This window comes from Caballeronia sp. GAWG1-1 (assembly GCF_023631465.1).
Classification (GTDB): Bacteria; Pseudomonadota; Gammaproteobacteria; order Burkholderiales; family Burkholderiaceae; genus Caballeronia.
The window spans coordinates 125,775-138,781 of sequence record NZ_JALQDB010000008.1 but is presented as its reverse complement, the minus strand read 5'-3'; the positions used below and the strand labels follow the sequence as shown (position 1 = coordinate 138,781).

Below are 13,007 nucleotides of genomic sequence, written 5' to 3'. Positions count from 1 at the left end.
GATGCCGCACGACGCAGCAGACGTTCATGGCCCGCCCGCTTCGGCCATCGGCAGCGTTTATGTCGATGCCGCGCATCTCGCCGGGCTCGAAGGCCGCGCGCGGGGTTTGAGCTTCGTCGCGCCCGCGCCCGTAACGAGCATCTTGTCGGGACGGCAAGCGTCGCGCATGCGCGGACGCGGCCTGAATTTCGAGGAACTGCGCGGCTATTTGCCCGGCGACGACATACGCCATCTCGACTGGCGCGTGAGCCTGCGCACGGGCAAGCCGCATGTGCGGGTCTATACCGAGGAGCGCGATCGGCCGCTTCTGGTCATCGTCGATCAGCGCATGAACATGTTCTTCGGATCGAGCCGTGCGCTCAAGTCCGTGGTCGCGGCCGAAGCGGCGGCGCTCGCCGTGTGGATGGCGTTTGCCGCTGGGGATCGCGTGGGCGGCGTCGTGTTCGGCGACGAAGAAGTGGTCCGCGTGCGTCCGTTGCGAAGTCGCGCGCGCATCGACTTGCTGTTCGGCGCCATCGCGCGGATGAACGCGTCGTTGCATGCCGAGAGTCTCGCGCGAACGAATTACGCGCAACTCAATGCGGCGCTCGAAGGCGTGTTGCAGATCGCATCGCACGACTTTCTGGTGTGCATCATGAGCGACTTTGCAGGCGCCGATGAACGCACGCGCCGGCTGCTCCGGCAGATTGCCGCGCATAACGACGTGATCGCGGCGCTCGTCTTCGATCCTCTCTGGCAAGGCATGCCCGAGCATCGCGCGCTGGTGGTGAGCGAAGGACGCTTGCAAGTGGAGCTGCGCATGGAAAACGAACGCGTGCGTGCGCCGCTCGCCAGCCTCTTCAAGGGCCGCGCGGCAGCGATTGCGGAGCTATTGCGCACGAGCGGCGTGCCGTTGATGGCGTTATCGACCGCCGAACCGGTCGTCGATCAGGTGCGGCGCTTATTCGGCGAGCGCGTGCGTCGCGCGGCGCAAGGCGGCCTATGAGCACGCCGCTCATGCCCGCCGACACGCCCGCCGCGTTGCAGGCGCTGCGCGAGTTACCGTTGCCCGAGCCCGTGTCGTATATGCCGCGGACCATCGGCTGGCTTTTCGTGCTTGTCTTGCTCGCGGCGTTGGCGGCGCTCGCCGGATGGTTCGCCTGGCGTCGGCATGAAAGGAGCCGCTACCGGCGCGAGGCGCTTGCCGAACTGGCGCGCATCGAAGCGAAGCTTGCCGACGAAGCAAGCCGTGCGGCCGCGCTTGCCGAGATCGCGCCGCTCATCAAACGTACCGCGCTTGCCGCCGCGCCGCGCGGGCAAGTGGCCTCGCTCAGCGGCGCAACCTGGCTTGCATTTCTGCGCGCCACGCACGGTCACTTCGACGATGCGAGCGGCGCGCTGCTTTTCACCGCGACATATGCGCCGCAAGCGCGACTCGCCGCCATCACGCGACAGGACGCCGACCGTCTCGTTCACGCGGCGCGCGACTGGATCGAGCATCATCATGTGGAAGTTTGAGTACGTGTGGATGTTCGCGCTGCTGCCCTTGCCCCTCTTCGTGTGGTGGCTGGCGCCCGCATATCGCACGACATCGACGGCCGTGCGCATGCCGTTCTTTCAGGAAATGGCCCATGCTGCCGGCGAGAAACCCGCGCCCGGCGGCGTGCGTCTGCGCCGCAACTGGCTGCAGCGCTTGCTCATGCCCGTGCTCTGGATTTTGCTGCTGATTGCGGCGGCGCGGCCGGTGTTCCTCGAACCGCCCGTCACGCACGAGTTACCCGCGCGTGACTTGCTGCTTGCGATCGACCTGTCGCAATCGATGAGCGAGCGCGATTTCATCGATGGCGCGACCGGCGAACGGCTCGATCGCCTGAGCGCGGTCAAGCGCGTAGTCGCCGATTTCATTGCGAAGCGCAAGGGCGACCGCATCGGCCTGATCGTGTTCGGCGACGGTGCTTATCCGCAAGCGCCGCTCACGCTCGATCACGACAGCGTGCTGATGCTGCTCGACGCCATGCGCATTGGCATGGCGGGACCGCGCACGGCTATCGGCGACGCGATCGGGCTGGCGGTCAGACTCATGGAAAACACGCCCGCGCAGGAAAAGGTGCTGATTCTGCTCACCGATGGCAACGACACCGCAAGCGCCATCGCGCCCACGCAGGCCGCGCAGATTGCGAAGCATCACGGCATCGTGGTGCACACCATCGGCATCGGCGATCCGCAGACCGAAGGCGAGGACAAGGTCGATCTCGACGCACTGACGCGCATTGCCCGGACGACTGGCGGGACGTCGTTCCATGCGATGGGCCGCGCGGAAGACATCGCGTCCGTGTACGCGCAGATCGACAAGATGACGCCGGAAAAAATCACGCGCGAGGTGTACAGGCCGCGCCGGGAGTTCTACTGGCTGGCGCTCGCGCTCGCGGTGTCGCTCTTCACGCTGTATCACGGCATTGCCTGTCTCGTTGCGTTCTTGCGCGCGCCGCGTCGCGTGCCCGGGGAGATCGGAGCTTGATATGGCTATCGATCTGACGGCTTTTCACTTCCTGCGCCCGTTATGGCTCTTGCTGCTCATTCCAGCCGTGCTATTACCGTTTGCGTGGTTGCGTCGTAACGATGTGCGTTCACGCTGGCGCAACATCATCGCGCCGCATTTGCTGGAGCATCTGATCGTCGGCGAGCGTGCGAAGCGTGGTTTGCAGCCGATCCATTCGTTGGCCGCGCTGATCGCCTTATCCGCCATTGCCGTCGCGGGGCCGACGTGGCAACAGGAACGTCCGCCCTTCGATCAGGACAAGGCGCCGCTCATGATCGTCCTCGAACTGGCGCGTTCGATGGATGCAACCGATGTCGCGCCAAGCCGTATCGAACGCGCAAGGCAAAAGGTGCTCGATCTCGCGGCAGCGCGCAAAGGCGCGCGCACCGGGCTGCTGGTGTTCGCGGCGAGCGCGCATCTCGTCGTGCCGCCCACGGAAGATCCCGCCTTGCTCGGGCTTTATGTGCCTGCGCTCGCGCCCGAATTGATGCCGCATGACGGCAAGAACGCCGCTGCGGGCCTGGCGCTTGCGGAGCGTGTCTTGCAGAAGGCCGACGACGCAGCGGGTACGATCGTCTTCATGAGCGACGGTTTCGATGAAAGCCATACGGATGATTTCGTTCGGATGGCGAAAGAATCGCGCCACCAGTTGCTTTGGCTCGCGGTCGGCACGGAACGCGGCGGCGCGATCCGTGGAGCGAACGGCGAAATCGCGACTGACGAAGCGGACCGCCCTCTCACCGGCACGTTCGATGCAACCGCCATCCGCAAAGTCACGCAAGCGGCTTCGATTCCGCTTGCAAGCATGCGCGCGGACGATGACGACGTGCAATGGGTGCAGCACCGTGCGCAGGTGTATCTCGAAGCGGCGCAAGATTCGAAGATCGTGCCGCGCTGGAGGGAATCGGGCTACTGGCTGCTCGCGCCGATTCTCGTCATCGCCTTGTATTGCTTCAGGCGCGGCTGGACGGTGAAGTGGCTGCCGATGATACTGGTTGCGCTTTCAATGGCTTACTTTCCCAGGCAGGCGCAGGCCGCGTCGTTCGAGTGGCTCGATCTCTTCGCAACGCATGATCAGCAGGGTCGCTACAGCTTCGAACATGGCGACTACAAGCGTGCCGCCGCGCGTTTCGACGATCCCGTGTGGAAAGGCCGCGCACAGTATCTTGCCGGCGACTTTGCCGGCGCACTCGATACGTTCACCCGACTCGACACGCCGGACGCGTTGTTCTATGTCGGCAACACGCTCGCGCGGATGAAAGATTACGCGGGCGCGATGAAGGCTTACGACGCCGCGATTGCGCATCGCGCGGGGTTCGCGGAGGCGCGTGCAAATCGGAAGCTGGTACAGATGCTCATCGAGGACGACGAGCAGAGTGACGAATCGACCACGCAGAAGCCCGATCAGGTCGAGACGGACAAGAAGAAGATCAAAGGCGGCCAGCGCGTGCTGGTCGAGCAACAGCGTCCATCGGAGGAAACGTGGATGCGTAATCTGAATACATCGCCCGCGGCGTTTTTGCATCAGCGCTTCGAACAGGAAGCGGGAGCGAGTCCGTGATGCGATTGCTCCTCGCGATAGGGTTCGTCATTCTCTCGAACGTGTTTTCGATCGCTCACGCGGACGATGCGCCCCGAACCATGTTGCGCGCGCATCTCGAACCGGCTGGCAAGGTGGTGGCGGGCAGCGCGGCGCAACTCGTCGTCGATGCGCTCACGACCACATGGTTCACGGCCGCGCCGGACTGGCCGCTGTTCGACGTGCACGATGCGTTCGTCACGTTGCCTGACGAGAGTGCGCAGAACCTTTCGGAGACCATGGACGGCGTGCGCTGGTTCGGGGTACGGCGCGTCTATCGAATCGTGCCGCGCGCGGCGGGCACTTTCGATGTGCCGCCGTTCGCCATCACGCTGCATCCCGGCGGCGGCGACGGACCGGTCACGCTTACGACGCCCCGGCTGGAGTTGGTCGCAAGCGTGCCGGCGGGGGCCGAAGACATGGCGTCGTTTTTCCCCACGCCAAAGCTTACCGTGACGCAAAGAATCGAACCTTCGGACGGCAAGCTGGAAGTCGGCGGCACCTTGACGCGTGCCGTCACGGAGCGCGCGGAAGGCACCGAGTCGATGCTTATTCCACCGCTCGCTTTTGCGGACATCGCCGGATTGCGCCGTTATTCGAAGCCGCCGGTAACCCGCAATATCACGCAGGACCGTTCGGGATTCGTCGCGGGCGAGCGCACGGATACGGTCGCGTATCTCGTCGAGCGTCCGGGAACGTACACGCTGCCAGCAATCGATATCGAATGGTGGAACACGACCACTCGCGCGCGCGAAAAGATTCATCTTCCGGCGCTTAGCTTTCGCGCGCATGCAGCGAGCGAACGGCCGCTTTGGGACATTCCGGGCGGCCTGGCGCGGCATACGGTGATCTACCTCGATGAGAGAGACGTCATGTATGCGTGTGTCGCCCTGGCGGCGATGGCGCTCGCGATCTGGTTTTATCCGCGCATGCGTGTACTGATCGAGCGCGGCTGGCGCCAGTGGGCGGCGTGGCGCAAAGCACGCGCGGAAGGCGAGTTCGCCGCGTGGCGGGCGCTTCGAAAGGCCGCGAGCGCGGGCAGCATGTCGCGCATCGTTCCGGCGCTCTACCGATGGATGGACGTCAACCCGCGTTATCCGCGTCCGGCGCGGCTTCGCAATATCGGCGAGTTCGAACCGAGCGACTTGAAGCGACTGGCGGATTCGGCCATCGTCCATTATCGGGGCACGGGTCGCGCCGATGAAGCGCCACCCACACGTCTGCGCCGTCACACGAAGTTTTGGCGAAGTTGGAGAACGAAGCGCCCGGCGCTGGCTCCGCTCAACGACAACGAAGATCGGTAGAACCGACTCTCACGCGACGTTCTCTTTGTTCGCGATCATCCCGTCGTCTTCGGCCTGCGCATCCTCCGCGCTCTTACTCGTCTCGCGAAGCGCGGCCGTGAGCTCGCCCGGTTTGATCGTATCGAGCACCACGAAGCTGTGTAGCGCCGCCTTGGCGTCGATCTCGAAGCAGCGTTTGCCGGAAATGTTCGCCTTGGCGTCGCGAGCTTCGATCTCGGCAATCTCGGTTGCGAGCGGATGAGCCTGTCTCTTGAGAATGGCGCCGAGGCGCGCGTCGACCATCACCCGGTCCATGCTCCAGTAGGCGCGATTCGAAAGCGCGTTTTCGCCGGCGAGCACGCTATCGGCGACGACTTCGAGACCCATCGCCCTGAGCTTTGCGACATCGGAGCGAAGGCTTTCCGTGTTGACGCGCGCCGTGCCGCGTTCGAGCCGCAGTTCGAGGCGGCTCGCGTCCACGCCGCTCTCTCGCAGCGCCAGCGTCAGCGTCTGGGCGAAGTCGCTGGTCAGGAGCTGCTTCGGATAGACCGGCACGCAAACGGTAATCTCGGGCAAGTCCGTGGCGAGTTTGCAGGCCTCGCGCAAGATCCAGTCGCCGAGAGGAACGACGAGACCGCTTTGTTCGGCGACGCGCAGGTAGGTTTCGGTGCCGAGGCGGCCGAGCGTCGGGTGGTTCCACCACGGCTGAATCTCGACGGCGATTGCGTCGTTTGCAGAAACACGCACGCTGCAGGCAAGATCGAACTCACGCGCCTTGATCGCGATCAGCATGTCGTGCGCCAGATGCCGCTCGGTCTCGGCGGAGGTTTCCGCATCCTCGGCGTAGAAGGTGAAGGTGCCACGCTGCTTGCCCTTGGAACGATAGAGCGCAACGTCGGCGAAGCGGAAAAGCTCGTCTTCCTCCAGCGTGTCTTGCGGCGTCAGCGCGATACCGATCGAAAGACCGACCTCCAGCCACCGCTCGCCATGAGCGATCGGCTGCGACACGGACTCGATGAGGCGCTCCGCGAGTTCGACGATCTGCGGCCGCGTGAGATTCGTGGCCGCGACGACAAACTCGTCTCCTCCGATCCGCGCCACGAGCTGCCCTTCTGTCAACTCGCCCGTCAGACGGGCGGCAACGGTGCGCAGGACGAGATCGCCGACTTCATGGCCGAACGTGTCGTTGATCGGCTTGAAGTGATCGAGATCGAGATAGAAGAGCGCGAGCTCGCTGTCGGTCGCCGAAAGCACCTGACGCATGAACTTGCGCAGGCCGAGCCGATTCGGAAGGCCCGTCGCCGGATCGTGCTGGACTTCTTTCTGGGCGCGCGAGAGATCGGCGGCGAGCGAGACGTCGGCGGTGATGTCGGCGGCGATCTTGACGATCTTGAAGGGCTTGCCGTTCAGGTCGTAGATCGGATTGTAGGACGCCTGAATCCACACTTCCGCCCCGTTCGCGGCGATGCGTTTGAACTTCGAGGACAGGAACTTGCCCGCGCGCAGATCGCTCCAGAAGCGTGCGTAATCGGCATGCGCGACGGTTTCCTTGTCGACGAACATGCGATGGTGCCGGCCGACGACTTCCGGGAGCGCGTAGCCCATCAGGGTAAGAAAGTTGTCGTTCGCCTCGAGCACATTGCCGTCCATGTCGAACGAGACGACGCTTTGCGACTTGTTGATCGCGGCGATCTGTCCTTCGTAATCACCTTGTCGCAGCTTTTGCCCGGTGACGTCGACGGCGTTCTTGACGACCTTGAAGGTACGCCCGTTCATGTCGAGGATCGGATTATAGGAAGCCTGCAGCCAGATCTCGCGGCCATCGCGGCCGAGCCGCTTGAACTCGCCTGCCTGATACTCACCCGCGGCGAGCGTCTGCCAGAACTTCCCATAAGCTTCGCTTTCGCGCTCCTCGGCCGAGACGAACATCGAATGATGGCGACCGATGACCTGGGACAGCCGATAGCCCGTCAGGTCCAGGAAGTTGTCGTTGGCGTCGAGGATCGTGCCGTCGACATTGAAGGCGACGACACTCTGCGACTTGTGGATCGCGGCGATCTGGCCTTGGTGGTCCGCCTGGCGAAGCTTTTCACGCGTGACCACCGTCGCGTATTTGACAATCTTGAAGGGCCGCCCGTCCTGGTCGAGCACCGGGCTGTAGATTGCCTGCAGCCAGATTTCGCGCTTGTCGCGGCCGATCCGCCGGAACTCGCCGCTGCGATGACGGCCGGCGGCCAGATCGCTCCAGAAGATCTCGTAGTCGAGACTGTGCGCGTAAGCGGGATCGACGAACATGCGGTGGTGACGGCCTTCGAGCTCCTCCATCGTGTAGCCGACCGCTTCCAGGAAGTTGCGGTTGGCGTCGAGAATGGTGCCGTCGGGCGAAAAGGTCACCATGCATTGCGACTTGTCGATGGCGGCGATCTGGCCTTCGAAATCGGCGTTCTGCTTCTTCTCCGACGTGACGTCGACCGCATATTTGACGATCTTGAACGGACGTCCTTCGAGGTCGAGGATCGGATTGTAGGTTGCCCGAAGCCAGACGGCCTTTTCGTCCTTGCGGAATCGCCGATATTCGCCGGAAGCGTGCAAACCCTGCCGCAACCGTTCCCAGAAGGCGGCATAGGACGGGTCCCTGGCCTCGTCGGCGGCGACGAACATTCGATGATGCTTGCCGACGAGTTCATCGAGCCGGTAGCCGGTGGCCTCCAGAAACTTCTCGTTGGCATGAAGAATGGTGCCGTCCATCGCGAAATGGATGACGGCCTGCGAAGTGTTGATGGCGGCGATCTGGCCGGCGACGTCGGCGGCCGACATCATGCGGTCAGTGACGTCGCGCACCAGCATGACGGTCTCGCCGACCGCGCCGTCTTCGGCTGCGACCGGTATGCAGGAAACCTCGGTCCAGAAGGACGTGCCATCGCGCTTCAATTGCTGCATCTCGCCGAAGAAGGCTTTGGCGGTTGCGAAGACCGTATCGATCTCGTCCGGCGCGGTGGCGCCTGTCGCGAGCGGCCTGAAGATGCTGCGATTGCGTCCGACGAGCTCCCAGCCCTTGTAGTCGAAGAGCTCCAGGAAGCGCTCGTTGACACGAAGGATGCTGCCGTCGGGCGCGAAGGCGATCCGCCCGAGGCTTCTCTCCAGCGCTTCCTGATCGGCCGGAGTAAAGGAGAATTTCACCGGATTGTTATGCATTGTCACCCGCCAGTAGAAGTTGCGGCGATATGCGCTGATGGCAGGTTGGAACGAAGTTGTCTCATGGATCGAATTCGACGATCACTTAACCTTTTCCCTAAGCGCGAACTTTCTGGATTAACGGCACTGGAAGGAAAAAATTAAACAGGCGATGAAGATCGATTTGATTGAGGCACGCTTAGTCGACGGGCGCATCTCATGGCGGAAGACGCTCAGGGGCAATGTTGGATATGCGTGCTGGCTACAGCGTCGGCTTGAACTCTATCCCAAGCGCTTGCAACGATTCCGGCGTGGTTGCGAACGCGCTTTGGGGTTCGTCGTAGGTGGCGCAGCGTCTCGGCAGACTTGATCGACTCAAGCCGTAGTGGACACATCAAATGGGTGCGTTAACCAATGACTGACGTCCCGCACACGAGGACTGGGGAATCCATGAGGTGGCCGCGCTTTGCGACAGGATGCAAGACGCCCGAGCCGAGGCGTATCCATTCGACGGGCGCTTGCCGCTCATGAGCGCGCCCTGCCGATTGGCGTTTTTGAGAGGGCGATGGGGTTTTCTTAGGTGATGTCGGCACCTAGGATGGTCCCCCCGGCAGGAATCGAACCTGCATCTAGCGCTTAGGAGGCACTCGTTCTATCCATTGAACTACGGGGAGAGAGACCATTCCGAGGGGACGACTCGGACTCAAGATAATCAGTCCTTAAGCCTTATCCAGCTTGCGTTTCCGGCCGTTCGAGCTTCTTCCTAAATGAAGCACCGTGACACGCAATGAGACCTCGTTTAAAACTATCTTTGCTACACTTTTGCTACAAAACCCACTTTTTGGGCTAACGACTGATCTGGCACTGCTACAACTATGGAGATCACAGATGGCTTCTATTTTGCAAGTTGGTAGCCGCTGGCGCGCCCAGGTGCGCCGTCGCGGGCAGAGTATAACAAAGACATTCAAAACGAAAGGCGCGGCACAAGCTTGGGCACGCGAGCAGGAAACAGCGATCGACAAGGGACAAAACGCCGCCGACGCTCGCGCCGTCACTGTCGGACACCTGATTGACAAATATCGCGAGGCACGCGCTGCGTCCGGCCACCCAATCAAGCTTAAGTCGAATGAACATTACATTCTGCAACGGCTGGAAGATGCGTTTGGAGGTGGCTTAGCGGCGGAGCTGAACACGCAGCGTATTGTCAAATTTGCCCAAGCGCGCAAAACGGGCGGCGCTGGCGCCTACACGATCGACATGGATCTATCGAAGCTCGGCACCGTAATGCGCCACACTGCTTCACTGCTGGACATTGTTCTCCCCGATGCAGTTGCCACCGCGCGGCCCGCTCTTCACCACATGCATCTAATAGGACCAGGTAAAAAGCGAGAACGCCGCCCTTCGAAAGAAGAAATTGAAAAGATCTTCGCTTGGTTTGCGGAACACCCGGAACGTGAGCAGGCAATGCCCGACCTACTGCGCGTGGCCATGCAGTGTGCCTTCCGACGCGGGGAACTGTTCTCGCTACGCTGGGACGACATTGACGAGGAGAAACATCTGGCGCTAGTTCGAGACCGAAAGCATCCGAGGCAGAAGGTCGGCAACAACGAGTGGGTTCCGCTTATCGGCGACTCGTTCGAAGTCATTGCAAGACAACCGCGCTATCCGGTCCCAGAAGATTACGCACGCAAGCAGGCCGCTGATCCTTCCCTACCGCCGCATAAAAACGAATTTATTTTTCGTTTCAACAAAGGCACTGCGAGCAAGTACTTCAAGCAAGCCTGCGATGCAAAAGGAATCGTCGACCTCCGCCTGCACGATCTGCGACATGAAGCCACCAGCGCTCTTTTTGAAGCAGGCTGGGAAATTCCTGAAGTTGCGGCAGTCACCGGCCATAAGGACTGGCGTAACCTGAAGCGGTACACAAATCTAAGCGTCGCCAACATCGCAAGAAAGGGCCGCCTCAAAATCGACACGGCCGCCTAATCGATGGGCGACCGGAGGACCCCCACCGATACTCTCACTGCGCTTCAGTCATACACGCGCCATTCCCGCACGGCATCGTTTGCAATTGACGGTCCGCCGACTTAAGGAACTCAGTTCGTTAGGCTGTATCGGCATTAGGCCGTTTAGCCATTGCGACATATACGTGCGCGCGGTTCGCTCGAACAACGCTGTTAGAACCACATTGGCTGCCCGCGAATCGACAAAACCGCGGTGGCAGGCCGGAGGGTATATTCATGCTGGACTCCTTGGCAGGCACGTCCCACGTAATCACAACGTCGGCGTTGTTGTCCGTTCCAAACTGTACTGCTTTCTCCCTTTCCTTACCTTCGTCACTTGTGACGAAAGCCGCCACGGCTACAACGACGTAGCCGTCAGCCAAAAAACTTTGGACCCGCCCTGAAAGATCTTCAGCTCGATAAAGAAGCAGCTCTGGCCCAGGATTTGTGGGCGATGCATCTGAGTTCGGGATAGAGCCTGCATAGCCGTGCTCGTGCAGATCTGTACAGCCCAACAGCCCGAAAGCAACGCAAAACAAAATAGCTGGGATGATCGATTGCCTATATCGGCTAACATTAAACAATCCGCTTACCCTTTGCATTGCGGACCACTAGTGATATAACGAAGCCCGGACTCAACAATCGCGAAATCTTGCTCAGAAAAGGCTCGGAATAACTCGGCGTCTGAATTGATTTGAAGCTTTCGCATCGCATTTTTCTTGTGTGTGCTCACTGTTTGCTTTGACCGGTAGAGCGTCAACGATATCTCCTTCACAGACAATCCGGCCAAGACCGATTTCAACACATTTATCTCGCACCGAGACAACGGCCTGACATCAGCAGTCGAGCTTTGGGCGATGTTAAAACCTGCAAGTTTTGGGGAAACATAAGTAGCCTTCGCGTGAGCAGCCAGAATAGCGACTGGTAGAAACTCGATTATGTCTTCTTTATCAAGTATCGCATGTACACCAAGCTGCGCTAAAGTCGATACATAAGCCAGATTGCGGACACAAGAATGTAGAACCACGCCGACCGCTGGATGGTCTTCAAGGATTATTTTTAGCAACGGTCTGAACGACTTTCCGGCCGCCTCACAAGCCGCCTCTTGATCTGTTACCACGACGTGAAAATCGTGCGCTGACGCCACATTCGAAAGTTCATCGCTTCTTCGAACGGCTGCCACCAAATCCATCCCTTCATAACGCTGGATAAGAGTTTTAACTCCGAGCGCGGTTAGCGGGTGGCTTTCAGCAGAAATAACTTTTATACACATTTTTAGCCAACTCATGGAACGTGAAGGTACGCCGCAGAAGATAGCGGATCACCGGACGGACAAAGGGCAGTCAGATTAGATGAACTGTCGGCCGCCCTCAATCTGACTCGTACGAATATGGCGCACGGCACGATGACGCGCCGTTGCGAAACTGCACCCATACTGAACTCAGGCTTCGATTCGGGTCGGACACATTCGAGATGCGAATACGAAAGGTCCGATTGTCTATGTCCGAAGTTCAGGCCAAACTAATCAGACGCGCAAAACTGGGTATCAGATGCTTAACAGGAAAACACACGAGGGAGAAAATAAGATGCCGACCCAATCGTTCACCGACAAACCACGATCGATAATCACGAAATTGCAACGCGGGAAGAAGCGCCTTCTGGACAAGGTGAGAATAGAGCCAGCTTGTAGAAGCACCGATTTGAACCACGAGTGTGAGAAAAGCTCGCTATTTGATTCGCTAGCCATCGGTGCGCGTGTGATAACGGTCGATACGGACGCGAAGCAAACAAAACTAGCGGTTCAAAACGTAGGCAGGTCTCGCATTGTAGTGTTACCGTCAGTTCACCGGTTCCCGGAGACGCAAGCGACATCGATCATGGTAATGCCCCTTATGATGAGTTTAGAAAGCGGGGAGTGTGGAACTATCGACTACGTTCTCCTCACGGGCGAAGCAGAGACAGAACAATTGTACCGAGCCCGTTTTGAATGGTTCCAATCCTATCCCAACGCTGCCACGCAGGAAGCAGAGACATCCATTCCTTTAATTGTTCGACCAACGGCACTAAAGTTTGAAGACGACCCATGCGAGTTGCTCTCGGCATCGATAAACAAATATGGCGACGTAATCATTGAGAATCGTAGCGCGCATATCGTCTTTCTTTCTCCGCTAGTCACCTTAGTCCCTTTCGGCCAAACGTTTGTGCTTTCGCAGCGCTACATCGCGCCACAGTCATGGCAGCTCTGCCGCGGAGTGGCGTCAGGCATGACACCATCCGCAATCGGTATCACCATCGAGACTCCGACTGGGATCACGACCTCTTCGCTTGATCTGCATCTGCGTCCGTGGACTGCAATCGAACGCTCATGGCATGGACCATTTGAATAACCCTGTGGTGTTAATCCAAGACAAACTTTGGGCCTTACCGTAACCGGGGTTGAAGTAGGCGGA

The 13,007-nt window shown here is 60.1% G+C and carries 9 protein-coding genes and 1 tRNA gene; 7 read left to right on the top strand and 3 right to left on the bottom strand.

Annotated features, from left to right (window positions below):
- Position 1 precedes the first annotated feature (1 nt).
- Genes NCT03_RS04770 through NCT03_RS04750 form a run of 5 tightly spaced genes read left to right on the top strand, consistent with a single transcriptional unit; the run spans position 2 to position 5,401 of the window.
- On the top strand, positions 2-985 hold the full coding sequence (locus NCT03_RS04770; protein WP_250492068.1) for a DUF58 domain-containing protein: 984 nt from the start codon (positions 2-4) through the stop codon (positions 983-985).
- Complete coding sequence (locus tag NCT03_RS04765; protein WP_250492067.1) at positions 982-1,497, top strand: DUF4381 domain-containing protein; 516 nt, start codon at positions 982-984, stop codon at positions 1,495-1,497. Before NCT03_RS04770 ends, NCT03_RS04765 begins: the two co-directional genes overlap by 4 nt.
- The gene (locus NCT03_RS04760) at positions 1,484-2,497 is read left to right on the top strand and encodes a vWA domain-containing protein (RefSeq protein WP_250492066.1); all 1,014 of its coding nucleotides are present in this window, start codon (positions 1,484-1,486) and stop codon (positions 2,495-2,497) included. Before NCT03_RS04765 ends, NCT03_RS04760 begins: the two co-directional genes overlap by 14 nt.
- A 1-nt stretch (position 2,498) precedes the next feature.
- Positions 2,499-4,079: a vWA domain-containing protein gene (locus NCT03_RS04755; protein ID WP_250492065.1), complete on the top strand. Its 1,581-nt coding sequence runs from the start codon at positions 2,499-2,501 to the stop codon at positions 4,077-4,079.
- Positions 4,079-5,401 carry a hypothetical protein gene (locus NCT03_RS04750; RefSeq protein ID WP_250492172.1) on the top strand — a complete coding sequence of 441 codons (1,323 nt, stop codon included), beginning with the start codon at positions 4,079-4,081 and terminating at the stop codon, positions 5,399-5,401. Before NCT03_RS04755 ends, NCT03_RS04750 begins: the two co-directional genes overlap by 1 nt.
- Positions 5,402-5,410: 9 nt before the next feature.
- Here the strand turns inward: NCT03_RS04750 and NCT03_RS04745 are convergent, their stop codons facing one another.
- Positions 5,411-8,575, bottom strand: coding sequence for a PAS domain S-box protein (locus tag NCT03_RS04745; RefSeq protein ID WP_250492064.1), 3,165 nt, complete (start codon positions 8,573-8,575; stop codon positions 5,411-5,413).
- A gap of 578 nt (positions 8,576-9,153) precedes the next feature.
- Positions 9,154-9,228, bottom strand: a tRNA-Arg gene (locus NCT03_RS04740).
- A gap of 214 nt (positions 9,229-9,442) precedes the next feature.
- Here NCT03_RS04740 and NCT03_RS04735 point away from each other — a divergent pair.
- Positions 9,443-10,540: a site-specific integrase gene (locus NCT03_RS04735; RefSeq protein WP_250464118.1), complete on the top strand. Its 1,098-nt coding sequence runs from the start codon at positions 9,443-9,445 to the stop codon at positions 10,538-10,540.
- Positions 10,541-11,146: 606 nt separating this feature from the next.
- Here the strand turns inward: NCT03_RS04735 and NCT03_RS04730 are convergent.
- On the bottom strand, positions 11,147-11,845 hold the full coding sequence (locus NCT03_RS04730) for a LuxR C-terminal-related transcriptional regulator (RefSeq protein ID WP_250464116.1): 699 nt from the start codon (positions 11,843-11,845) through the stop codon (positions 11,147-11,149).
- A gap of 298 nt (positions 11,846-12,143) precedes the next feature.
- Between NCT03_RS04730 and NCT03_RS04725 the strand changes: the two genes are divergently transcribed.
- Positions 12,144-12,944 carry a hypothetical protein gene (locus NCT03_RS04725; RefSeq protein WP_250464114.1) on the top strand — a complete coding sequence of 267 codons (801 nt, stop codon included), beginning with the start codon at positions 12,144-12,146 and terminating at the stop codon, positions 12,942-12,944.
- Positions 12,945-13,007 lie beyond the last annotated feature (63 nt).

Coding starts and splice junctions, on each gene's coding strand:
- NCT03_RS04770 (WP_250492068.1), top strand. CDS start 2: ATGCCGCACGACGCAGCAGACGTTCATGGCCCGCCCGCTTCGGCCATC.
- NCT03_RS04765 (WP_250492067.1), top strand. CDS start 982: ATGAGCACGCCGCTCATGCCCGCCGACACGCCCGCCGCGTTGCAGGCG.
- NCT03_RS04760 (WP_250492066.1), top strand. CDS start 1,484: ATGTGGAAGTTTGAGTACGTGTGGATGTTCGCGCTGCTGCCCTTGCCC.
- NCT03_RS04755 (WP_250492065.1), top strand. CDS start 2,499: ATGGCTATCGATCTGACGGCTTTTCACTTCCTGCGCCCGTTATGGCTC.
- NCT03_RS04750 (WP_250492172.1), top strand. CDS start 4,079: ATGCGATTGCTCCTCGCGATAGGGTTCGTCATTCTCTCGAACGTGTTT.
- NCT03_RS04745 (WP_250492064.1), bottom strand. CDS start 8,575: ATGCATAACAATCCGGTGAAATTCTCCTTTACTCCGGCCGATCAGGAA.
- NCT03_RS04735 (WP_250464118.1), top strand. CDS start 9,443: ATGGCTTCTATTTTGCAAGTTGGTAGCCGCTGGCGCGCCCAGGTGCGC.
- NCT03_RS04730 (WP_250464116.1), bottom strand. CDS start 11,845: ATGAGTTGGCTAAAAATGTGTATAAAAGTTATTTCTGCTGAAAGCCAC.
- NCT03_RS04725 (WP_250464114.1), top strand. CDS start 12,144: ATGCCGACCCAATCGTTCACCGACAAACCACGATCGATAATCACGAAA.